Here is a 22,893-nt window from a genome sequence, read left to right as displayed (position 1 = left end):
GTCTCTGAACGGAGGACATGATGCGATGAAAGCTATCTTAAATTTATTTGTTAGTATTGCTTCACAGCCAGCTATTTTAGTCGCGCTGATTGCGATGCTTGGCCTTTTTCTTCAAAAGAAGAAGGCCACTGAAGTGATTCAGGGAACCATTAAAACCTTCGCTGGTTTCTTAGTCTTAACGGGTGGCGCGGGCATCTTAAGTAACTCCCTGTTACCATTTGCCAAAATGTTTAAGTTTGCCCTGCATGTTCAAGGGGTGGTTCCCAGCAATGAAGCTGTGGTGGCTATGGCACTGGTAAAATACGGCAGTACCACTGCGTTGATTATGTTAATGGGCATGATTGTAAACGTTTTATTGGCGCGATTAACGGCCTTTAAGTACATCTTCTTAACGGGTCAAGCCATGCTGTATGTATCTTGCATGACTGCTGTTATTTTGGTTAGCGCACACTTGGGTACGGGGTTAACGACGATTGTATTAGGCGGCATCTTTGAAGGAACGCTGCTCACAATTACGCCGGCGTTAACACAACCATTTATGCGGCGAATTACTGGCGGCGATGAAGTGGCCATGGGGCATACCGGTAACATCGGCTACGCCACGGCCGGGTTAATGGGTAAGTGGTTTGGTGATCCAAAGAAGAGTACGGAAGACTTAAATATTCCTAAGAGTCTCGGCTTTTTACGTGATTCAACGGTTTCAATCACCTTACTGATGGGCATTGTTTATATTGTATTAGCTATTATTGCTGGTCCTGGATTTGTTGAGAAAAATCTTAGTGCTGGCACCAATTATATTATTTATGCATTAGTTCAAGCAGGAACCTTCGCAGCTGGTTTCGTCGTTGTTCTGCAAGGGGTACGGATGATTTTAGCTGAAATCGTACCTGCCTTTCAGGGAATCGCGCAGAAACTGGTCCCTGATTCCAAGCCTGCCTTGGATGTACCAATTATCTTTCCTTACGCACCGAACGCTGTGTTATTAGGCTTCTTTGTGAGTTTTATTGTTGGGACGCTTTCCATGTTTGTGATGGTGGCGCTCGGAACCACCGTGATTATTCCAGGGGTTGTGGGGCACTTCTTCTGCGGTGCTGCTGCTGGAATCTACGGTAATTCTACTGGTGGTAGGCGTGGTGCTGTTATTGGTGCTACGGTGAATAGCCTGCTGATCAGCTGGTTACCGCTGTTCATCCTACCCGTTCTAGGTACGCTGAAACTGTCCGCTTCGACGTTTGCTGATACTGACTATCTAATTCCTGGCATCTTGTTAGGAAATCTGGGAAGCTTTGGTCAAGCAGGCATCGTGACTGGGATTATCGTTTTTGTTATTTGCGTTTTGATTGCCAGTCATATTGTAACGGTTAAGAATCATTCAAAGAAATCCGCTGATGGTGATGAAAATTAAATCGTAGACCGTGTGTTATATAATTAGATTCTAAGCCGAAATTTTAAGGAATAGAGGTAGCTGATTTGTCGACAAAAATTAAGGGAATTGCAGCGAGTGATGGGATTGGGATTGCGAAAGCGTACCTATTAGTGATGCCAGACCTAAGTTTTGATAAGGTGACTATCACTGATCCTGATGCTGAAATTGATCGCTTGCATCAGGCACTGGATACCTCAGTTGAAGAGTTAAAGACGATTAAAGACCGTGCTGAAGGCCATTTAGATACAGAAGTGCTAACCATTTTCGATTCGCACATCGCGTTATTGACTGATCCGGAAATGATCAAACAAATTGAACAGTTGATTCAAACCCAAAAAATCAATGCCGAACAAGCATTGAAACAGGTTACTGATGACTTCATCAATACTTTGGAAGCCATGACTGAAAATCGGTATATGCAGGAACGGGCAACCGATGTCAGAGATGTCACTAAACGAATATTGAGTCATTTATTAGGTAAGGCGCTACCTGATCTGGCTGGGATTAATTGCCCAGTAGTTTTGGTTGCCCATGAAGTGACGCCTTCTGATACCTCACAGATGGATAAAAAGTACGTTAAAGGAATCATTACTGACTTGGGTGGGCGAACGAGTCACTCGGCTATCATGTCACGAACGCTGGAAATACCTGCCGTGGTTGGGGCTACTGATGCCACTAAAAAAATTCAAAACGGTGAAATGCTCATTTTAGATGGTGAAACTGGTGAAGCGATTAGCAATCCAAACGAAACCGAACTCCAGGACTATCAACAGCAAGCTCAGCACTTTGAGCTTCAACGCCAAGAATGGGCTAAGCTAGTTGACGCACCATCTGTTTCAGCGGATGGCAGAAAATTTGAAATTGCTTCAAACATTGGGACACCTACTGATATGGCGGACGTTTTAAAAGTTGGCGCGGATGCAGTAGGTCTGTTTCGTTCTGAATTTCTGTACATGGATGATAGTCAATTACCCACTGAAGATGAGCAGTTTGATGCTTATAAGCGGGTGGTGAAGGTGATGAAAGGTAAACCAGTCGTCATTCGAACCATGGACATTGGTGGCGATAAACAGTTGAGTTATCTACATTTACCAGAGGAAATGAACCCGTTTCTAGGCTACCGGGCGATTCGAATTTCGCTGCAGCGGCAGGAGATATTCCGAACACAATTACGTGCGCTGATCCGTGCGTCTAAGTTCGGTCAGCTACGCATCATGTTTCCGATGATTGCGACACTGGAAGAATTTAGGCAGGCGAAGACCATTTTTAATGAAGAGAGGCAAAAGCTGCAGGCGGATGATCCAGGGATTGGTGATGACATCAAGCTAGGCATCATGATCGAAGTACCAGCGGCTGCTATTTTTGCGGAAGCCTTTGCTAAGGAAGTGGACTTCTTCAGTATTGGAACCAACGACCTGATTCAGTATACCTTCGCGGCAGACAGAGGGAACGAATGTGTTTCTTATCTCTATCAGCCATATAATCCTGGGTTACTAAAACTGATTAAACACGTCATTGATGCTGCTCATCAAGAGGGTAAAATTGCCGCCATGTGCGGTGAAATGGCCGGTGATGCGGTGGCGTTACCACTATTGATGGGGATGGGGCTTGATGAGTATTCTATGAGTTCCAGCTCGATCCTCAGAACCCGCAGCATGATGAAATCACTGGATACCACCAAGTGTGCCGAACTAGTCGATCACGTTTTAGATAATGCGCTGACTAATGAAGATACTCAGAAGATGGTGAAGGCGTTTCTTAAGTAAACACTGGACAATAAAAAAGCACTATTTCGATGTTTGTGTCGGAATAGTGCTTCTTTATATCGTTATCGTGTTGCTTCCTGTGCTCGTTGAACGTCATTAAACTGTTGCATCATCCAGGTTTTATACGTTGTGTTAGATGGCTGTGATTCAGTCACGCGAACGATTGGGACGCCGCTATTTTTCGCAAGTGCGAGTAAATTAGTGGTCATTTTACTGATTTCTTGCGTATTCACAACGAAAAAGGCAATTTTATGGTGACGAATATCAGCTTGCATTTGTCGGATATCCTTAGGTGACGGATCAGTGTCGTTTTGAACGGCCTGCGCGTAGTGATTGTTATTTTGGCGATAGCCCATTTCAGTTAATGAGTAATCGAAAACGGGTTCGCTAACGTTTACCCGAGCTTGATGACTGTTCTGCCGAAGCTGTGCCACTTTTTGATCAAGTGGTTTCAACGAACGGATATAACGCTGTGCGTTGCGCTTAAAGTAAGCCTTATTTTGCGGTTGACGCTTCGCAAACTGGTTAGCCAGTTCGTTGGCTAATTTAGGCATGGTTTTCATGTCGTACCAGATATGCTCGTTGTCACCATCATGCTTATTCATAATGCCTTGAGCAACGTTCACCTTTGTAGTCCCCGTATTATCCGCGGATAACCGGTTCATCCAGGTATCATAGCCGAGACCGTTATAAATAATGACATCGGCCTTGCTGACTTGCTTCGCTGTTTTGGTCGTTGGTTCAAATTCGTGCGGTTCCATGCTGGGTTTATCGATGATGGAAGTTACCGTTCCTTTTTTACCAAGGACGGCTTTCGCAGTTTCACCGTAGAAATCAAGCGATGCAACCACGTGGATTTGGTGCGAATGTTGTGGGGCGGTTGCTTTTGACGTGCAGCCGACTAGCATCACTGCTACCAGTACAAGGGTCAGCAATGTGCCGAACGGTCGGATATAGCGTTTTAGCATCATAATGTCTGCTGGTGCCTCCTAAGCTAAATGATAATAATTACTATTAATATAGAATAACACACTTGCGCCGCAGATGATATCTCAGTTAATTAACAGTGGAGACTCTTGATCAACCGGCCAACGTTTTCGGCAAGAATGGCTAAATTTTGAGGTCCTTCAGCAATAGCTTTATCCAGAGTGATGACTCCTGGTGTGATTGGGAAAATGGCATCAATAGCGCTTTTATCATACAGACTATCGATGCCGGCACCGACGTTTCCCGCCAACACAATAACGGGTGCGTTTGGGGCAACCGTTTTGGTAGCTTGAGCGACGCCGTATGGTGTTTTGCCGAATTTAGTTTGAAAATCGATGCCACCTTCGCCAGTAAAGACAAAGTCAGCGTTTTGAGCACGTTGTTTTAAATGTGAATATTCAATAACAATATCAATTCCCTTTTGCATTTCCGAGTCGGTGAAGGCCAGCAACCCAGTACCGAGACCACCCGCTGCACCAGCTCCTGGGTGGTGAGCTAAGTCGAGGTGCAAGTCACGTTTAATGATCTCGGCGTAATGTTCCAAGTTAGCGTCCAAGGTTTTGACCATCTCGGGGGTTGCACCCTTCTGGGGACCAAAGACAGCGGATGCCCCATTAGGACCGACTAAGGGATTGGTGACGTCTGACGCAATCATGATTTTAGTGGCTTTAACGGCAGGATTGATTTGTGAAATATCAATTCGGTTTAAGCGGTCAAGCTGACCACCGCCAAAATCGAGTTCACGATTATTTTGATCTAATAGATGAACACCTAAGGCCTGTGCCATGCCAGCACCACCATCATTAGTAGCGCTACCGCCAATACCCAAGATGATTTGCTTGATACCATGAGTCGCAGCGTCAATGATCAGTTCACCCGTACCATAAGTTGTGGTGATCAGGGGATTGTGTGTCTGGCTATTCACGAATTGAATACCACTAGCAGATGCCATTTCAATCACAGCTGTCTGTCGATCACCCAAGATACCATACCTTGCTTGGACAGGGGAGTTTAGTGGTCCCGTCACTTGTTTTTCAATGAAGTGGCCGTGAGTGGCGTCAACCAATGATTGAACGGTACCTTCACCGCCATCAGCCATGGGGATTTCTTCAAAAATGGCCTCTGGAAAAATCTTTTTAAGCCCCATCTTCATGGCATCGGCTGCTTCTTTAGCAGTCATGCCACCTTTGAAAGAGTCGGGTGCAAGTATGAATTTCATTTTCGTTTCCTCCTGTAGGTGCTGTAGTCGGAAAATGCTCCAGTCACTAGGATACCACTAGTTAAGAGAAAAACAGCCTATCTATTAGTCGATTTCGACTGATAGATAGGCTGTTTGCAATCGTATGTTGATGACTATCCTAAGATTTTAAGACCCGTTGCTTCAATATCAGCCGCGAACCCTTTAACGGTATTCATAGTGATGTCATCGCCAGTTTGCCCAGCTTTAGCAACTAATTTGTCAATAATGGTCGGCGGTACGGTAATGATATCAACGCCGAACTGTTCAGCCTGCATAATGCTGTAGACTTCTCGGGTACTTGCCCAGAGTAATTCCACGTCACTACGATCCTTGGTTAATGCAACACTTTTTTCAACAAATGGAATTGGGTCAATCCCGGCATCAGCTACTCGGCCAACGAAGATTGACACGATGCTTGGTGTTCCTGGTACGATAGCATCGACACTTTCCTTAACTTGGTCAGCGGTAGCGATAGCAGTGACGTTCACTTTAACGCCATCAGCCGTTAAATCATGGATTAAGTCAGTAGTTGGTTCACCGGCAGTCGTGCGAATTGGAATTTTCACGTAAACGTGAGGACCAAGGTCATGGAGCATCTTGGCTTCCTTGAGCATGGTGTCATAGTCGTTACTAAACACTTCGAATGAAATGGCTTCGTCAGGAAAAGTCGCGACTGCTTCTTTAGCGAAGGTGAGGTAATCCGTTACACCCGCCTTTTTTAACAGGCTAGGGTTGGTTGTAAACCCAGTGACAAAGTCGTTTTGATTGATGGCTTTCATATCTTCTAAATCTGCACCATCAGAGTAAATCTTTGTTTTAAACGTTAGATTCTTCATGTTCATTTCTCCTCATAAGATTAAGCATTGGCAGGCTGGTTGCTGACCGTTTTTAAATAAGTTGCTGCCACATTATCAGCAGTAAAACCGAACTGTTTCATGATAGCATCTGGGTTGCCTGATTCACCATAACGGTTATTGATACCGACGATTTTACCTTGCAAACCAACGTAATGTTCCCAGCCGTAGGAGGTGCCCATTTCAACGGCCACTCTGCGGGTGACGTTACTTGGCAGCACTTGTTCACGGTATTTAGCTGGCTGTGCATCGAATAGTTCAAATGATGGCAGCGAGACAACTGAAACGTCGTGGCCGGCTTCTTGAAGCTGTTTTTGAGCCGCTATAGCTAGTTGGACTTCAGAGCCAGTAGCAATCAAGATACCTTCTGGTGTTGACCCTTTAGCAGGTGAGAGGACGTAACCGCCACGTTGTACGCCTTGAGCAGCGAGTTCTTCCGTACGCGGTAACGTCGGTAGATTTTGTCGAGTAAGCACTAGCATCGTTGGTGTTTCAGACGCAGCAAGTGCAATCTTCCAAGCGGCGATTGCTTCATTGGTGTCTGCTGGCCGAATCACGTTGACGTTTGGCATTGCCCGGAAACTCATTAACTGTTCAATTGGTTCGTGAGTGGGGCCATCTTCACCGACAGCGATTGAATCATGAGTGAATACAAACGTTGACGGAATTTTTTGAATGGCAGCCAACCGAATGGCAGCCCGCATGTAATCTGAGAAAACGAAGAAAGTGCTGGCGTAAGCATGAACGCCGCCATGCAAAGTCATGCCGTTAACAGCTGCAGCTTCCGCAAATTCACGCACACCGAACCAAACGTTTTTACCGAGTCGGTCAGCCGGTTCATAGGCGTTAGCCGTTTTGACGTTAGTTTTGTTTGAGGAGAATAAATCGGCACTGCCCCCCCAGAAACTAGGTAATTGTTCAGAAATTTCGCCAATGATTCGCTGGCTGGTATTTCGACCAGATTCTGATTCACCAACGTGGCTAATGGGAATCTTCAAATCACATGAAACTGGTTTGAAACTTTGTAAAAACTGAGCTGCAAGTTCAGGATACTCACCTGAATAATCATCAAATAGTGTTTGCCATTGCGCTTCGCTGACAATGCCGCGTTGTTTAACAGTCGTATCAAAGTTCTGGCGCACGTCATCAGGAATGTCGAATGGTTTGTAGTCCCAACCGAGTTTTTCACGAGTAGCTGCCATGTTTTCGTCGCCAAGGGGTTTACCATGCACGCTGTTGGTACCAGCGTTTGGTGCACCGAAACCGATGGTGGTTTTCACGTCGATCAAGGTAGGCTGGTCAGCGGTTTGCTTAGCGGTTTCGATTGCTGCATTGATTTCTGCAGGATCATTACCATTCGCCACGTGAAGAACCTGCCAGTTGTACGCTTCAAAGCGCTTAGGAGTATCGTCAGTGAACGCCATGTCAGTAGGACCATCTAGCGAAACGCTGTTATCATCATATAAGACAATCAGTTTACCCAGCTTAAGATGGCCGGCAAGACTGGCTGATTCGTGAGAGATGCCTTCCATGAGGTCACCATCGCCAGCAATCGCGTAAGTGTAGTGATCCATAATGTTAAACCCGGGTTTATTGTACTGAGCGGCAAGGTGAGATTCAGCCATTGCCATTCCCACAGCCATGCCTAAGCCTTGGCCTAATGGACCAGTGGTTGCTTCGACGCCATCCGTCACGCCATATTCAGGGTGACCGGGCGTTTTGCTGTTAAGTTGACGGAATTGTTTTAAATCTTCAATCGTTAAGTTGAAACCTGAAAGGTGTAATAAACTGTACAGCAAAGAAGAACCGTGACCAGCAGATAAAATAAACCGGTCGCGATTGAGCCAGTGCGAATCAGTTGGGTTAATGTTTAAATGTTTAGTCCATAGAGTGTACGCCATTGGTGCGACACCAAGGGGTAATCCAGGATGGCCAGAATTGGCCTTTTCTATCATATCAACACTTAAGAATCGAAGTGCGTTGATTGATTTTTGGTCTAGGTTGTTATTTTGCAAATTAATCACGCTCCTATGCCTATGAAATATACGGTAACTAGTCTGATATGTCAACTATGATAAACTAAATGGTATAGCTAAAATATCGGACTATTTCAACAGGATTTTCATCAAAATTGATTTGCTTGAAAGCTCGCCAAAATAGGCTTCTTCAATCATCAAACTGAATCAATGTGCTAATGATGAAAATTACAGGGCATTAAGCGAAAATTAGAAATAGTTTTCAATGTAAAATTAATTCACGGAAACAGCTGAATTAATCTTTAGGAAGGTCTGATCTACCGGAAAATTGATGAAAGCAAGTTACATTTAGGAAGTCGGACTGAAATCTGGGAAGGATAGTCCGTGTTTTCATGAAAATTTCAGCATCTCAGTAATCGTTAAAAGGACATTAAAAAATAATTTGAAAAGTTTAATTAATAGTAACATGAGTTAAGTGAATAAAAAAGGAATTTTGGCCTTTTTTGGCAGAATAAGGTGTAAAACATGCTATACTCAACGTATATTAACTAGGGGCGCAAATTGCTGAGACGGCCGCGGACCGAACCCTTTGAACCTGTGAGCTAACCCTCGCGAAGGAAAGTTAACGCGTATTTTGCGATAAAACTGCCGGCCAGGGTTTCTCTGGCCGGCTTTTTCGATTCAGCAGTTTTCGTCGCTTGAGGAGGGCTTATATTGTTTACGGATCAAATTCATCAAGCAGCGGCACCGTTTTGGCAAAAGAGCTTTGAACATCCCTTTATTCATGAATTACAGGACGGTACTTTACCCAAAGACGTTTTTCGGTATTACCTCATTCAAGATCGGTATTATCTGAGTGAATTTGGCAAACTGCACGAGTTAGTGGCGGATCAAGTTGATGATGCTCATGGTAAACAGTTCTTATTAGAGGGTGCTCAGGGGTTGAAAGACGGCGAAATTGCCGTTCGCGAGGGCTTCTTTGAACAACTGGGAATTACGCCAGCGGAAATTGCCAGCACGCCCATTGCGCCAACGGCTTATAACTACGTCAATCATATGTATGCGGAACTTTATCGTGGCACGCCTCAACAGGCTATTGCTGGTTTGCTGCCGTGCTATTGGCTCTATAATCAGATTGGCCAGCAGCTCGTTGCCAAGGGATCGCCAGTTGAACTGTATCAACGGTGGATTGAAACTTATGATAGCGATGATTATACCGATAGTGTGGACCAGATGATTGATTTAACCAATCAAGTTGCCGCACAGTCGGATGAGACTACCAGAGATAAAATGAAAACGTCATTTGTACGCAGCAGTGCCTATGAACTGGCATTTTGGCAAATGGCCATGGATCAACAGAGGTGGCAAGTGACGGCCTAGACTTTTCTCATCTTCTCTTAATTGGTATAATGCTAAACAAACATAAGGGAAGATGTGATATACATATGAAGATTCGAGAAATTAAACCAGCAGATGATGCTCAAATGGCCAAAATTCTGCGGACGTCGTTAGAACAATTGCATTTGAATTTACCTGGGACAGCTTACTTTGACCCCTTCGTTGATCGTTTAAGTGAATGGTATCAGCAAACACCCGCTGCTAAATACTTCGTGGCAGTGGCGGATACAGACCGAGTGGTTGGCGGCTGCGGTGTGGGCCCCATTGCGCCTGAACAGGGGATTGCTGAGTTACAGAAACTTTACGTGGATCCAGACTACCGGCATCATGGAACGGCTAGTCAATTATTACCGGTTTGTTTTGACTATGCCAAGGCCCATTATCAAGCGTTGTATTTGGAAACTTTTGCTGCCATGAAACCCGCGAATCAGCTGTATCAAAAAGTCGGCTTCAAACCGTTGTCTCAGCCGCTTTCTCAATCGGAACATAGTGCCTGTGATACTTGGTACATGAAGTCGCTGTAAAATTTTTGCCGAAAAAGTAAAATTTAACATGCAGTTTTCACCATTTTCCGTTATGATAATCGGTATGGAAAATTTAAAAAGCGGGGTAATGAAATGATCAAGATGGTAGCAGTCGACATGGATGGCACTTTTTTAAACGACGAGCGTAAGTATGATAAACAGTTATTTTTGTCAGTATTCAAACAAATGAAAGCTCGTCATATTCATTTTGTTGCTGCTAGCGGGTCACAGTATCAACGGTTACGGCATGAGTTTGCTGAAGTTGCTGATCAAATGGACTACATTTCGCAGAATGGTGCTATCGTTCACAGTGGCAACGCGCTTCAGCACATCGAAGCCATTAGTGATGAACAGGTCCATGGCGTGATTCAACTGTTAAAGAAGGCATTTAAGCCTGGACTGATCGTTCAAGAAGTCGTTTCTGGTTTGCACGGCACCTATGTTAATCGCGACCTGGATCCGGAGATTTTAAAGATCGTGAAGTATTACTATCGACCAGTGATTGGCGTTGATAATCTGGCTACGATTGCGGGTAAAAAGGTGAAGGATCAATTTACCAAACTTGCAATTAGTTTCGCGCCAGGCACTAACTTTGATTCAGCTTCGGCTAAGTTGGCTAAAATTTTACCGGCAAAACTCACCAATGAAACGTCAGGTTTTAACACGGATCTAGTGGGATCTGCCAATGCTAATAAACGGTCAGGTATTCGGATCTTACAGGATCATTACCAAGTTGCTGACGATGAGTTAATGACTTTTGGCGATAACGAAAATGACTTGAGCATGCTGACTATGACACCGCATAGTTTTGCCATGAAAAACGCTGCGGATAAGATTCAGCAGGCAGCTGCTCACGTGACAGAATTGGATAACAATCATAACGGAGTTTTGGAAACCTTGAAGATGGCACTTTAACAGAGTAATATAGTGAAACACAAACAAGTCCTTTCTCGATAAAATCGGGAGAGGACTTGTTTGTATTTAATGGTTACTATGATTTTGACTGACTGGAATCAGACATGGAAAAGGTACTCTCGTCGCCTAGTAAAACGGCTAAGTAATGATGTGCTTGTTCACGGGTGGTAGGTTTTTCCTTCAGAAAAATCCATTCAATCAAAATTAAAATGGTTGCGCTGCATTGATCTACGATTAGCTCAACTGGAATATCAAATTTAAGGTCTCCAAAGACCTCCAGAAAAATCTGGTGTGCCAAATTACGCAGATAGTTAGTAAAACTATTAACCAGACTGCCTGAAAGCTGATTATGATGCAAAATTCCTGAAACTAACTCGCTATTATTTTCGAATAAATCGTAGAGGCGGTCAAAATAGGTGATGACAATTTCACTAGGATTAAGTTCTTTTGCTTCGTCAATGCGAACTTTTTCGGCCAGCACGTACCAACAATAGTTCACAAGGTCATATTTATCGTCAAAGTAATTATAGAAAGTCGCTCGCGGAAAATCACAGAACTCACAGATTTCGTTGACGTTAATTTCTTCAAAGGGTTTCTTGGCTAGCAGTCGTAACATGGTCTGCGAGAATGCGCGAAGGGTGCGCTGAGCGCCACGAGTCCGCTTTTTAGTTAAATCGTATTTCATGATAAGCCTCTAATCTTTGCATTTTATCTATTCTGTCTAAATTTAAGCGAAAGTCCATTTTTGTTTATTGAACTCCCTTTAAGCTGACTTTATCATAATGCGTAAAGGTTGTACAAGTGTCTAAGTATAGCCAATAGTCTAAAAGGGGGGAGAGATTGATGCAGCAGTTTTTCAAAAAGCACGGTTTGGCATTGATCGTGTGGATCGTAGTAGTACTGGTTGCCACGTTGACTATGCCAAATGTGACGCAACTTGTCAAAAAACACAGTTCCGTTGCATTACCATCTTCGGTCCAAAGCGAAGTTGCTAAAACCATTGACCGTAAATCAGAAAATAACCGCAGTGTGCGTTCACTGATCGTTGTTTTTAATAAGAAAGATGGTCAACTTAACGCCCAAAATAATCAGCAGATCAATCAGGCCATTTCAAATATCAAGAGTGATTCAAATTTGAAGATTCTTGATATGACCAGTGCCAGTGATAATGCGCAGGCTAAAAAGCAGTTGGCGTCCAAAGATGGGACGACCCAACTTGCGATGGTCAGTGTCTCTGACCATGAGAAAGTGTCGACCCAAGCCAAACAATTACGTAGTCATCTGAAAATCCACGGTTTACGAACTTACGTCACCGGGGCCGATTTACTAAATGATGACTTTTCAACTACCACACAAGCTGGTTTGAAGAAAACGGAGATTATCGCGGCGGTTTTCATTTTTATAGTGCTGATTCTGGTTTTCAGATCGATCATCATACCGTTTATTTCATTACTGACAGTTGGCGTTTCCTACCTGGTTTCTAGTGGAATCGTCATGAACTTAGCGGATAAATTCAATTTTCCACTTTCTAATTTCACCCAAATCTTCATGGTTGTAGTGCTGTTTGGGATTGGAACTGATTATAATATTTTACTGTATAACCGTTTTAAAGAAGAACTGGCTAACGGTTTAGGTGCGGATGAGGCGGCTACAGTTGCCCGTAAGCATGCTGGACGAACCATTTTGTACAGCGGGTCATCCGTCTTTATTGGATTCTTAGTTCTGGCACTAGCCAAGTTTTCGTTCTACCGTTCAGCAGTCGGCGTGGCCGTTGGGGTTCTGGTATTGTTGCCGGTTTTGCTGACGTTGAACATGTTCTTCATGGCAACGTTAGGAAAAACCATGTTTTGGCCAAGCAAGGACTTAACGGCACACGGCAAGAATCCGTTTTGGCACTTTTTGTCCAAGTCAGCTTTGAATCATACCGCCATTACCGTGGTCATTATGGCAGTTGTTATTGTGCCCCTGTTACTAGTTGGTAATCAAAAACTCAACTTTAACAGCGCCGACGAACTATCTAACAGCATCGAATCAAAGGCGGGCTATAATCTGATCAACAAGCATTTTCCTGCTGGCATGTCAGGTCCGTCAACTTTTTACATTGAAAGCAGTCATTCATTGAACAACCAGAAAGATTTGGCCGCAATCGATAATTTAACGAACTATCTCAAGGCTGAACCAGGGGTTAAACAAGTCAGTTCAGTAACCCAGCCAGGAGGTACTAAAATTAAGCAATTGTACCTGAAAGACCAGTTAGGCCAATTAGTTACTGGGCTTAACCAAGCTAATCAAGGGTTAACCAAAGTTCAAGCCGGACTAAAATCAGCTGATCAGCAACTGGCAGCGGCTAATAGCAGTAGTAATACTGCTCAGTTGAAACAACTCATAAGCGGGACAGGTCAGCTGCAGAGTGGTGCGCAACAGCTTAATCAAGGCATTGCTGCGTATACAGCAGGCGTTGGTCAATTAAGCAATGGTGCTAGTCGACTTAGTGGCAGTACTACGGCACTGACAAGCAGCATCGGTCAGTTATCCAGTGGCAGTCAACAATTAACTCAAGGACTGAATCAAATGCAGGCACAAACTCGCCAGCTACCGATGATTCAGGCGGGTACCGGTCAATTAGCTACCGGTTCGGCTCAGCTTTCTAATGGTTTGGGTCAACTGAACAGTCAGACTTCACCATTTGCTACTGGCGTCAACCAGCTTAACAGCGGTGCTAGTCAGTTAGCTCAACAGGGTAATGCATTGAATGTAGGTGCGAAATCCGTGGCTAATGGTAGCACTCAGGTCAATGCCGGGGTACAACAGTTGGCGACTCAAGTGGGTCAGTTGCAAGCTAAAACCAGAGCACTGCAGCAAGGCCTAGCGTCCGCAAATACCGCACTTGGAAAAATCAGTCAGGGTACGACCACTGCCAGCAGTTATCTGAAGGGACTGCAAAGTTCTTACGTTGGCAATGATTTCTACATTCCTAAGTCAACCTTAGGCAGTTCAACCTTTAAGCCGTCGCTAGATGCGTTTATGTCAAGTAACCGTAAGATTGCCAAAATTACCATTATCCTAAATAGTGATCCAAGCACGACCAAGGCGGCTAATCAGATTCGCACGATTTCCAGCGACACCAAGGCTAGTCTGAAACACGGTGCTTTGAAAAACGATAAGGTAGCTATTGGTGGCGAGTCTTCACGGACCGCTGATCTACAAAGATTGTCTAACGGTGATTTTATCCGGACAGTAGTCATCATGTTGATTGGAATCGGGATTGCCCTGATATTCGTGACTCGGTCATTGATTCAGCCATTAACGATTATTGCAACGTTAGTAACCACGTACGTGAGCGCGTTAACGCTGACACGATTATTATCAAAAGCGTTATTGGCTCAAAATCTGCTAACGTGGAATACACCGTTCTTTAGCTTCATTATGATTACCGCACTGGGTGTGGATTATAGTATTTTCCTGATGATGCGATATCGTGACGATGCAGCCAAAATTCCGGATGTTCGTCGCCGAATTTTGAACGCATCGGCCATTATTGGAACGGTGGTCATCTCAGCCGCGATTATCTTAGGTGGCACCTTTGCGGCACTAATACCATCTAACGTATTGACACTGATTCAAGTTGCTATGACCGTTATTATTGGTCTGATTATCCTCGTGATTTTGTTACCAATTACTATGTCGATCATGGTCAAATGGACTTATCCATATGTGACTGACAAGATGTATACTAAAGCGCATCCGAAGAATGAGTAAGTGAAAACAGGCTGGGTCATGAGGTCATATTGGTAAGTATTTGAATTAATCTTTTAGCCAAAATACATTCTAAAATTTACTTTGGTTCATAAACCTAAAAACGCCATCCCGACAAGAACGAACCGTCGGAATGACGTTTTTAAGTGTTATATTCTGGAATCTACCGAGTTGAGTTATACCTACTATTGAAACGTAATATCCATTGGAATTGCACCGATTAATGATTCGTGCACGGTGCATTTTCTAACAACTTCATTTAAGAAGAACTGGTGGTCAGAAGGTGACAAGTTGGTTTCCGCGGTGATTTTAATCGTCATGTGCGTCACTTTAGAACTGCCGTCGCTATATGTGGTGGTTTCACCACTGACATCAACTTTGAACTTTTTAATGGTTAAATTGTCTTCTGAATTCTCAATGTCACGTGCTGTCACACTCATGCAACTACCAACAGCGCCCAATAAATATTGAACAGGATTTGGTGCAGCGTCGGTGCCCTTGGCAACTAATGGCTCATCAGCCAAGTAGGTGTGGCCGCCAGTTTGATTCATGACTTGTGTACCCGCTGGCCTTAGAGTTGAATGTACGATGTATTTTCCCATTAAAATAACCTCCAGATGTCATTTAAGATTATTGTATCACAGGAACCCTAAAGACGGTGTTGGTTAGATTAACGGACAACAAGAAGGGCTATGATTTAAGCCTATATTGACAAAAATTTTCACTGGTTTCCTAACTGAAACATGAATAAAAGTTTACTTTTATTCAATACTGTAATCTAGCCTAAATTGGTTCCACAACTCAGATTCCGGCCATTTAACACAAAATAATGCGTATTCCGCCAAAGTTCGACAAAATACGCATTATTTTACGTTAAATTCTGGAATCTACCGAGTTGTTTCGCACTCTTTTTTAGCCGATGACACGAACTTGAACGGATTGACGCCCAAATTGCATGGCTTCGGAATTAGTCATTGAAATGTCTAATTGATTAGGGTTGCTGTAAGTAAAAGTACCCGTATCGTTAACCACCCGGTTTTCGGTATGACCGTCTTGGAACTTGATTTCAAGCTGAGTTCCCTTAGGATAACGGTCTAAAGCAGCAGCTACACCAGTACCAGTAGGAATAGAAGTCCCTTGGCCACCAGCTGCAACTTGTGGATCATAAGCGGTGGCAACCATGGTTGTCCAACCACTAGTAGCAGTTTTAGTTGCCGTTTGTTTTGGTTTACTGTTGGTGTTTGAAGTATTTTCCGTCAGCGGCTTGATCCGTGAACTCTTATCAGCTTTTACAGCTGAAGGAAGGGTTAACTTTTGATTTGGTAAAATCACAGCTTTTGCGGAACTGAGTGAGTTAGCGTCAACAATCGCCTTAGTAGTGGTGTTGTTGTTCTTAGCGATGCTCCAAAGGCTATCGCCTGATTTAACAGTGTATTCTTTAGCGGAAGCAGAGATAGTAGCAAAACCGAGACCGATTAAAGTACCGAACATGACTAAACTACGTGAAACTATTGATTTTGGTAACATAAAATGTATGACCAACCTTTCGATGTTATGCTTTTAAGCATAGGGATTAAATTAATGAAACTATAAGCTAAGAATTATTTATCCTTGCCACGAGTATTACTATAACATGCTAAATCTGCTTTTCAGTAACAGAATTACTACATTAAATTCGAAAAGGGTCATGTATTTGAAATTTTGTCATATTCACGTAATAAACTGAAACATGAAAGCGCCATGTAACGTAAATGTTACGGCCAATTAATAAATAAATTAAAAAATGAGGATAACAGCGCCTCTGTTTTTAGTATAAAAGTGGGAAGTTAGTGAAATAATACGTGAAAATACCGGTCTTCTCTGGATTAGAAAAGATCGGTATTTTTGTTAATATCGTGTATGAAATATTAAGGAAATGTTACAAAAGTGCTGATGCAGCTGTTTCGTCAACGGATAAGCCGTTGTATAGAAAGGGGTTTCGTGTAAAAAGTGAGTACTCAGCTGCATGAGTTTTTTGCCAAGATCGCAGTTGGTCAACCGAAATAGGCAACGGGATAGTTGAGTGATCATGGTTTAAATTTAAGACAAAGAGTAGTTGGTGCGAAGCGTAAGTGAGGTTTTCACCGATCAAATCTAGATAAGCTTGTGCAAGTTTTTGATTTAAGCCGCTCAATGCAACTGGTTTTAATTCGTTTAATTGTGTCTGAAAGGCTGAAATTTGTGATTTTGAAAGTGGATCGGTAAGGATTGCGTCACGCGTTGCATCATATAGTTGTCGGTATTTTGCCACTTGTTCGTTCATAAAAAAGACCTCCGTTTTACAAAAAAGACAGTAAAAAAACCGCAAAAGTATTTTACTTTTGCTTAAAGAGAGTTTAGAATGATTGTTGTAGATAAGAATAATTCTAAAGAGGAAAGAAGGTTGATACACATGAAAAAGAAGCAAACTCTTGCGCAACGTATTAATATCATGCGTGCAGCCGTAATGGGTGCTAATGATGGTATCGTGTCAGTTGCCGGTATCGTTATTGGTGTCGCCGGTGCAACCACCAGCAACTTTGCTATCTTTATTTCTGGTATTTCAGGAATGCTGGCCGGTACGGTGTCTATGGCGATGGGCGAATATGTCTCAGTCAATACGCAAAAGGATGCGCAGCGGCGAGCAGTCATGAATCAGAAGAAAGCATTGGCAGATAATTACGACGACGAGTTCGATTTTGTCAAGCAAAAGTACGTTGATGATGGCATTACACCAGAACTCGCTGAACAGGCGACTCATGAAATGATGAGTCAGGATTCATTAGTGACAACCGTGCGTGAACGTTATGGCTTTGACGTTGGTGAATACACGAGCCCATATGCAGCAGCGATTGCCTCAATGATTTCGTTTCCTATTGGTTCTATCTTACCACTCTTAGCAATTACGATGTTACCGTCAGCTGTCAGAATTTGGGGTACTTTTTTGGCGGTCATTATCGCATTAGCTATAACCGGTTTTAGTGCGGCCACTTTGGGCAATGCTAAGAGGGGTAATGGGATGGTCAGAAACATTGTTTCAGGTGTGCTGACGATGATTGTTACCTACGCAATCGGTACGCTAATTGGTCATATCTAGGGAGGACTTTTAAATGAGTGAAGTACTGATTAAACAAAAAAAGAAAAAGCCCACCCAAACGATGGATGAAAAGTTAAACACCTTACGTGCGGGTGTGCTTGGTTCTAATGATGGTATCCTTACCGTGGTTGGTGTGCTGTTTAGTGTTGCCGTAGCAACCCCTAATCAATTCACTATCTTTATCGCGGGTCTGTCAGACTTGCTAGCCTGTGCTTTTTCCATGGCGTCTGGCGAATATGCTTCAGTTAGTACTCAAAAGGATACTGAAGAATCGACGGTTCGAACGGAAAAACGGTTACTGAAGACGGACTACCAAGCCGAACTTCAGGCGGTGATCAATCACTATACTGATCGTGGTGTGACTGAGGAAACGGCGACTAAGATTGCCAATGAATTAATGGCTAAAAAACCGTTGGAAACGGTGGTTAATGTGAAGTATGATCTAACGCTAAACCACTATATGAGTCCGTGGAACGCCGCGTTTTCATCTCTATTTTCTGCAGCAGCGGGTGGTGTTTTTCCACTGTTAGCGATGACATTATCACCGGTTTCGATTCAATGGCCAGTCACTATTTTAGCGGTCTGTGTTTCGGTCGGTATTACCGGGTTTCTTAGCGCTAAGCTAGGTAATGGTTTAGTTAAAACAGCTATTATTCGTAATATTATTGTGGGCATTCTCACGATGATTATTCACTATAGTGTTGGGTTGATGTTGAAATAACTACTACTGAAAGTAAAGAAAAATCACGTTCAGGTGACTTAATCTCCTGGACGTGATTTTTTAATGGATTATGATTTTTGACTGGGCTTACTATAACCTGGCGCTGTAAAACGAGGTTCAGTACGACCCGCATCGGCTTCTTTGTTGATTGCCAACTGTGCAACTTGGTTTAGGTAGTTAAATGGGTAGTCAAAATTTGGTTGGAACAGCATATCGACAAATGCGAGATCATCAATTGTATTGTTGTTTTGGATGGCAACTGAAACGGCATTTGCGGATTGCGTAATATCGTGCTTGCTGAGCAATTGAGCACCTAAAATGCGGCGGCTTCCTTTATCGTAAACCAGCACAATGGTCAGTGGATCAGTAGACGGCATATAGCCTGGACGCCACGTACCATCAAAGGTAACGCTGTCAGCATCGATACCACGTTTGAGTGCATGTGTCAGCGTCAGGCCGGTAGTTGCTAGGGCGTGGTCGTAGAGACTCAATGCGGAACTGGCCTGGGTGCCAATGTAAGGGTGAGTATGACCGAAGATGTTGTGTGCAACCAACATTCCCTGGCGAATAGCAACACTGGCGAGTGGTGTATACGCTGGCGTCCCCGTTGGATTAAAACGGACCATGCAGCAATCACCCGCAGCGTAAATATCTGGATTGGATGTTTGCAGATAGCGGTTGGTTAAAAACGAACCGTGACGCTCAACGTCAACTTGACTCGATAGGAGAGACGTATTGGGAGTGAATCCGGTGCTGACCAACGCAATATCGGTCTTAAAGTCGCCTTGATTGGTCTCAATTGTAATTTGGTCACTAGCTTTAGTGCTGGTAAACGCGCTGACTTCAGTTTCCAAGTGAACAGCCACATGGTGATCTTGCAGTTGTTGTACTGCCCAGTTAGACATGGTACCGTCTACGTAATTATTCAATACCTGCGAACGGGCTTGAAATAAGGATACTTGATGTCCTGTCTCAGAAAGGGCTTCCGCAAATTCAACACCCGCATAGCCAGCACCAATAATGGCGATATTATGGTACTTTTTAGCAGCTTTGTAAATTGTTTGTGCCTGCTGGTAGTTTTTACACAGTAATACCCGAGTGTTATCGATACCGTACAGAGGGGGTACTTTAACGGATGAGCCAGTTGTCATAATTAATTTGTCATAAGTATCGTTAAAGACCTCGCCAGTTTCCATGTTGGCAACTTGAATCGTGTGTGTGTTGGCGTCGACTTTAAGAACATCATGCTTGTCGTGTACGGTAGCGCCCATGTCCCGCAGTTCTTGAGGTGAAGAATAGAACATATCTTCAAGTTTCTTAACCTTACCTTCAAGGTAGAGAGAAATCCCACAAGATAGGAAGGAGAAATTATCAGTACGTTCGTAAATTGTGAGATCAGTTTCCGGGTGATTTTTTAAAATCTCTGTTGCTGCGACCGTGCCAGCATGTGTACAACCAATAATAATGACTTTCATACGTACAAACCCTCATTTCGTATACAAATTAGTGAATACAATCAGAATTTTTGCGAATCGATAAAAAAGTATCATATAAATGATATAATCAAGTTTGAAATTAATGTTAGGGGAGGAAATGTTCTTGTACAGGTACTTTATCCAGCCACAATTGAATAAATTTACCAATTCACTGGTTGGCTACGAAATGTTAATTCGTAAGTACGATGACGAACATTGGCGACTACCACAAAATTTTGCTGCGATTCCGGTAGATGAGCAAATCGGGTTACTCAAGAAGACTGCCCATCGGATCGGTTTAAAAGTCGGTTCGATTTCGTTTAACCTAAATCGGCGTCAATTCATTGATCCACATATGGAAGAAGCTTTAATTGACGTTCAACGCGAAATTTTTCCAGTTAAACTGATTATAGAGGTTACTGAAGAAGAAAGCGACCAACTTGTTCCCGAAGATAAGTTGCTCATGAGTGCTAAACGCTACACAGCAAGTGGGGTGCAACTCAGCTTAGATGATGTTGGCAGTGGTTGTAACACCTATGAACACATTAAGCTCCTGCTCCCATATGCTAATGAAATTAAGTTTGCAATGCAGAATTTTCGCAATGCAAACCTAGAATTTAAAATTGTTGAACAGCTCCGATTCTGGAAAAAGATTGCCAATCAGTACCATATTAGGTTGGTTGTTGAAGGAACCGAAACCGCTAAGGAAGATCAGTTACTTGATGATTTAAACTTACCTTATCGTCAAGGTTACTTTTATGGTAAACCTCATCTTGTAAAATTGGAATAGGTTAATTTTTAAATCAATATAGTACTATAAGAGACAGTTATTAGCGAAGATTTGCTAGTGACTGTTTTGTTATATAGGTTAACAATTACCCAATTGATAAGGATAAAGTAATTAAAGTAAATTAAATTTCAAAATTAGGTTGATTTATCAAATAAACTAATTTAAAATAAAAACTGATTTATCAAGTAATCAGTAAGAAATGGTATATCGAGTTATACATAAACATTTTCTAATACAACGAAGGGACCTTCAGCATATGAAAACACCTGTTAGAGTGAATAGTATGACTAAGAAACAACTGCGCCAATTTGAGTGCAACAACGAGAAATGCTGGCTAAATGTCGGACTTACCACAATAACGCTGATGACAGGATTTACACTGAGCATGATAAATGCTAGTGCGCAATCGGCCCCGGCTGATACTGTCCCAGCAGCACAGACAGCTACGGCCAATACGGCGAGTGATTCGGTAAACGATACGTCAACGCAGGATGGCACTCAACCAACAAGTAACGATACGGATACTGAAAAAACTGAAGCGGTTACAGCAAGTAAGCCGTCGACAGAACCGGCTGTTACGGCTAGTTCCGCTGGGGCTCAAAAGAGTGCTGAAACTCAACAGAGTAGTTTAAAAGAGACAAAAGCAACTGCTTCAGTGGCAGATACTTCTAATAGTTCCGCGGTTTCCACAGCTTCGAAGATGACATTCAAAGCGGCTAGCAAATCAATTAGTAATGATGCAACTGACGAGACAGCGACTGCTAAAGGCGCGGTCAGTAATCTTACAGATAAAGACAGTCAAGCCGTACAGACGGTAACGTCAATTGATGATGATACCTTTTTGAAAAGTCTTGGCATTGATGTTGATAGTTTAAATGCGAATAGCGTTTTGAAATTGGCGTCTTTGTTCCACATTTTTGCTAATGATGCCAGTCTAAACGCGGATACAAATGGTAATTTGGCAGTTGGCGTTTTGCATCACTCCAATGATTTTGGCACCCTTGAGGAATCGGATAATTTAACTGAGGGAGACATAGATTATATTCAGCAATTAGCCGATAATTTACAAGGTAACGCTTTTAGGAATACGACGTTTAATCACGTTGTCTTTGGTAAAGATGTCAAAATAACCACTGATGAGGATAATCGGGTCTTAGTTAATGGCGTTCTTATTGAAAATTTAAAGCCAGAAGATGTTTACCAAGATGCTGATGGAAGTACCTATATTGATTTTGAAAAAGTTTTTGATGAACTGATTCAAAATTCCACTCAGTTCTCAAGCCAATCTGATTCTGCAGGGGTTAAAAAAGACTTTTCCGATCAAAATAATCGGTATGTTGACGTGACCAATGCGACGCCAACGGATAATATTATTTATGTTAATGTTCCGTTTAGTGTCCTTAATGCCGCTAATCCTATTTCCATTAAGGGAATTAGTAGTGATACTAACGGACCAACCATTGTGATTAACGTAACTGATATTCCTGATGGGACTCAAAATATTTCGACTCAAGTTCAGCTGGAGTATGGCAGCTCTACTAGTAGTTTGAATAATAGTAATTCACATAGTGAGCCTAATCATGTTTTGTGGAACCTCGGAATTGAAGATCAGACCTTTAACTTTGTTAGCGGTCGGTTTATGGGTAGTATTCTAGCCCCTGAAGCTACTATTCAAGCTGGCGTCAATATTGATGGCAATATTGTAGCCGATACCGTCAATATAACAGGCGGGGAAACCCATCGATGGGATATTCACCCTAATCCGCCGACAACACCAGGGCAGCCAACGACGCCACCGGATCAACCGACAGTTCCGGATCAGCCAACAACGCCACCGGATCAACCGACAGTTCCGGATCAGCCGACAACACCGCCGGATCAACCGACGATACCGGACCAGCCGACAACACCGCCGGATCAACCGACAGTTCCAGATCAGCCGACAACGCC

Annotated in this window: 19 protein-coding genes and 1 riboswitch; of the genes, 10 read left to right on the top strand and 9 right to left on the bottom strand. The window is 43.1% G+C overall.

Annotated features, from left to right (window positions below; all coding sequences use genetic code 11):
- The first annotated feature begins 25 nt into the window (after positions 1 to 25).
- Positions 26 to 1,405: a PTS ascorbate transporter subunit IIC gene (gene ulaA / locus CES82_RS00245; protein WP_098823315.1), complete on the top strand. Its 1,380-nt coding sequence runs from the start codon at positions 26 to 28 to the stop codon at positions 1,403 to 1,405.
- Positions 1,406 to 1,470: 65 nt separating this feature from the next.
- Complete coding sequence (ptsP, locus tag CES82_RS00240) at positions 1,471 to 3,192, top strand: phosphoenolpyruvate--protein phosphotransferase (RefSeq protein ID WP_098823314.1); 1,722 nt, start codon at positions 1,471 to 1,473, stop codon at positions 3,190 to 3,192.
- A 62-nt stretch (positions 3,193 to 3,254) separates the two neighbouring features.
- Here the strand turns inward: ptsP and CES82_RS00235 are convergent, their stop codons facing one another.
- The 4 genes from CES82_RS00235 to tkt all read right to left on the bottom strand — a co-directional run bounded on the left by CES82_RS00235 (position 3,255) and on the right by tkt (position 8,288).
- A complete protein-coding gene (locus CES82_RS00235) occupies positions 3,255 to 4,163 on the bottom strand; it encodes a metal ABC transporter solute-binding protein (RefSeq protein ID WP_225364793.1) in 909 nt (302 codons plus the stop codon).
- A gap of 89 nt (positions 4,164 to 4,252) precedes the next feature.
- Positions 4,253 to 5,398, bottom strand: a complete 1,146-nt coding sequence (locus tag CES82_RS00230; RefSeq protein WP_098823313.1) for a glycerate kinase family protein — start codon at positions 5,396 to 5,398, stop codon at positions 4,253 to 4,255.
- 134 nt (positions 5,399 to 5,532) lie between these two features.
- The gene (locus tag CES82_RS00225) at positions 5,533 to 6,261 is read right to left on the bottom strand and encodes a transaldolase (protein WP_439959030.1); all 729 of its coding nucleotides are present in this window, start codon (positions 6,259 to 6,261) and stop codon (positions 5,533 to 5,535) included.
- A 14-nt stretch (positions 6,262 to 6,275) separates the two neighbouring features.
- Positions 6,276 to 8,288: a transketolase gene (gene tkt / locus CES82_RS00220; protein WP_098823311.1), complete on the bottom strand. Its 2,013-nt coding sequence runs from the start codon at positions 8,286 to 8,288 to the stop codon at positions 6,276 to 6,278.
- Positions 8,289 to 8,789: 501 nt separating this feature from the next.
- Positions 8,790 to 8,886: riboswitch (TPP riboswitch) on the top strand.
- Between the two features lie 77 nt (positions 8,887 to 8,963).
- Between tkt and tenA the strand changes: the two genes are divergently transcribed.
- The 3 genes from tenA (at position 8,964) to CES82_RS00205 (ending at position 11,086) form a co-directional block, all read left to right on the top strand.
- Complete coding sequence (tenA, locus tag CES82_RS00215; RefSeq protein WP_439959029.1) at positions 8,964 to 9,629, top strand: thiaminase II; 666 nt, start codon at positions 8,964 to 8,966, stop codon at positions 9,627 to 9,629.
- Positions 9,630 to 9,694: 65 nt separating this feature from the next.
- A complete protein-coding gene (locus tag CES82_RS00210) occupies positions 9,695 to 10,171 on the top strand; it encodes a GNAT family N-acetyltransferase (RefSeq protein WP_098823310.1) in 477 nt (158 codons plus the stop codon).
- 93 nt (positions 10,172 to 10,264) lie between these two features.
- Positions 10,265 to 11,086: an HAD-IIB family hydrolase gene (locus CES82_RS00205; protein WP_098823309.1), complete on the top strand. Its 822-nt coding sequence runs from the start codon at positions 10,265 to 10,267 to the stop codon at positions 11,084 to 11,086.
- 76 nt (positions 11,087 to 11,162) lie between these two features.
- On the opposite strand, the gene CES82_RS00200 is transcribed toward CES82_RS00205, so the two are convergent.
- On the bottom strand, positions 11,163 to 11,771 hold the full coding sequence (locus tag CES82_RS00200) for a TetR/AcrR family transcriptional regulator (RefSeq protein ID WP_098823308.1): 609 nt from the start codon (positions 11,769 to 11,771) through the stop codon (positions 11,163 to 11,165).
- Between the two features lie 158 nt (positions 11,772 to 11,929).
- Here CES82_RS00200 and CES82_RS00195 point away from each other — a divergent pair, with 158 nt between their 5' ends.
- Complete coding sequence (locus CES82_RS00195; RefSeq protein ID WP_098823307.1) at positions 11,930 to 14,845, top strand: MMPL family transporter; 2,916 nt, start codon at positions 11,930 to 11,932, stop codon at positions 14,843 to 14,845.
- Between the two features lie 182 nt (positions 14,846 to 15,027).
- On the opposite strand, the gene CES82_RS00190 is transcribed toward CES82_RS00195, so the two are convergent.
- From CES82_RS00190 to CES82_RS00180, 3 genes are all read right to left on the bottom strand, one after another.
- Positions 15,028 to 15,444, bottom strand: coding sequence for an OsmC family protein (locus CES82_RS00190; RefSeq protein ID WP_098823306.1), 417 nt, complete (start codon positions 15,442 to 15,444; stop codon positions 15,028 to 15,030).
- A 310-nt stretch (positions 15,445 to 15,754) separates the two neighbouring features.
- Positions 15,755 to 16,333: a LysM peptidoglycan-binding domain-containing protein gene (locus tag CES82_RS00185; protein ID WP_180245612.1), complete on the bottom strand. Its 579-nt coding sequence runs from the start codon at positions 16,331 to 16,333 to the stop codon at positions 15,755 to 15,757.
- Positions 16,334 to 16,760: 427 nt separating this feature from the next.
- Positions 16,761 to 17,144: a hypothetical protein gene (locus CES82_RS00180; RefSeq protein ID WP_098823304.1), complete on the bottom strand. Its 384-nt coding sequence runs from the start codon at positions 17,142 to 17,144 to the stop codon at positions 16,761 to 16,763.
- A 129-nt stretch (positions 17,145 to 17,273) separates the two neighbouring features.
- Here CES82_RS00180 and CES82_RS00175 point away from each other — a divergent pair, with 129 nt between their 5' ends.
- Both CES82_RS00175 and CES82_RS00170 read left to right on the top strand, forming a co-directional pair.
- A complete protein-coding gene (locus CES82_RS00175; protein ID WP_098823303.1) occupies positions 17,274 to 17,957 on the top strand; it encodes a VIT1/CCC1 transporter family protein in 684 nt (227 codons plus the stop codon).
- 13 nt (positions 17,958 to 17,970) lie between these two features.
- Positions 17,971 to 18,678, top strand: a complete 708-nt coding sequence (locus CES82_RS00170) for a VIT1/CCC1 transporter family protein (protein WP_098823302.1) — start codon at positions 17,971 to 17,973, stop codon at positions 18,676 to 18,678.
- Positions 18,679 to 18,746: 68 nt separating this feature from the next.
- Here CES82_RS00170 and CES82_RS00165 read toward each other — a convergent pair whose 3' ends face one another.
- The gene (locus tag CES82_RS00165) at positions 18,747 to 20,153 is read right to left on the bottom strand and encodes an FAD-dependent oxidoreductase (RefSeq protein ID WP_098823301.1); all 1,407 of its coding nucleotides are present in this window, start codon (positions 20,151 to 20,153) and stop codon (positions 18,747 to 18,749) included.
- 118 nt (positions 20,154 to 20,271) lie between these two features.
- Here CES82_RS00165 and CES82_RS00160 point away from each other — a divergent pair, with 118 nt between their 5' ends.
- Positions 20,272 to 20,943 (top strand): EAL domain-containing protein, encoded by a 672-nt coding sequence (locus tag CES82_RS00160; protein WP_225364792.1) that lies wholly within the window; start codon positions 20,272 to 20,274, stop codon positions 20,941 to 20,943.
- Between the two features lie 364 nt (positions 20,944 to 21,307).
- Positions 21,308 to 22,893: collagen-binding domain-containing protein (locus CES82_RS00155; RefSeq protein WP_180245611.1), on the top strand; the 1,586-nt coding region annotated here is incomplete at its 3' end.

Source organism: Secundilactobacillus silagincola (genome assembly GCF_002583405.1).
In the GTDB taxonomy this organism is placed as follows: Bacteria; Bacillota; Bacilli; order Lactobacillales; family Lactobacillaceae; genus Secundilactobacillus; species Secundilactobacillus silagincola.
Note: the sequence above shows the minus strand (reverse complement) of the source record. Positions and strands in the feature narration are given on the sequence as shown.

What these genes read in the sequence shown, in the direction of transcription:
- CES82_RS00230 (WP_098823313.1), bottom strand. Translation starts at nt 5,398, where the DNA reads ATGAAATTCATACTTGCACCCGACTCTTTCAAAGGTGGCATGACTGCT.
- CES82_RS00210 (WP_098823310.1), top strand. Translation starts at nt 9,695, where the DNA reads ATGAAGATTCGAGAAATTAAACCAGCAGATGATGCTCAAATGGCCAAA.
- CES82_RS00195 (WP_098823307.1), top strand. Translation starts at nt 11,930, where the DNA reads ATGCAGCAGTTTTTCAAAAAGCACGGTTTGGCATTGATCGTGTGGATC.
- CES82_RS00180 (WP_098823304.1), bottom strand. Translation starts at nt 17,144, where the DNA reads ATGAACGAACAAGTGGCAAAATACCGACAACTATATGATGCAACGCGT.
- CES82_RS00175 (WP_098823303.1), top strand. Translation starts at nt 17,274, where the DNA reads ATGAAAAAGAAGCAAACTCTTGCGCAACGTATTAATATCATGCGTGCA.
- CES82_RS00170 (WP_098823302.1), top strand. Translation starts at nt 17,971, where the DNA reads ATGAGTGAAGTACTGATTAAACAAAAAAAGAAAAAGCCCACCCAAACG.
- CES82_RS00200 (WP_098823308.1), bottom strand. Translation starts at nt 11,771, where the DNA reads ATGAAATACGATTTAACTAAAAAGCGGACTCGTGGCGCTCAGCGCACC.
- CES82_RS00190 (WP_098823306.1), bottom strand. Translation starts at nt 15,444, where the DNA reads ATGGGAAAATACATCGTACATTCAACTCTAAGGCCAGCGGGTACACAA.
- CES82_RS00225 (WP_439959030.1), bottom strand. Translation starts at nt 6,261, where the DNA reads ATGAACATGAAGAATCTAACGTTTAAAACAAAGATTTACTCTGATGGT.
- CES82_RS00160 (WP_225364792.1), top strand. Translation starts at nt 20,272, where the DNA reads ATGTTCTTGTACAGGTACTTTATCCAGCCACAATTGAATAAATTTACC.
- CES82_RS00185 (WP_180245612.1), bottom strand. Translation starts at nt 16,333, where the DNA reads ATGTTCGGTACTTTAATCGGTCTCGGTTTTGCTACTATCTCTGCTTCC.
- CES82_RS00235 (WP_225364793.1), bottom strand. Translation starts at nt 4,163, where the DNA reads ATGATGCTAAAACGCTATATCCGACCGTTCGGCACATTGCTGACCCTT.
- ulaA (WP_098823315.1), top strand. Translation starts at nt 26, where the DNA reads ATGAAAGCTATCTTAAATTTATTTGTTAGTATTGCTTCACAGCCAGCT.
- CES82_RS00205 (WP_098823309.1), top strand. Translation starts at nt 10,265, where the DNA reads ATGATCAAGATGGTAGCAGTCGACATGGATGGCACTTTTTTAAACGAC.
- CES82_RS00165 (WP_098823301.1), bottom strand. Translation starts at nt 20,153, where the DNA reads ATGAAAGTCATTATTATTGGTTGTACACATGCTGGCACGGTCGCAGCA.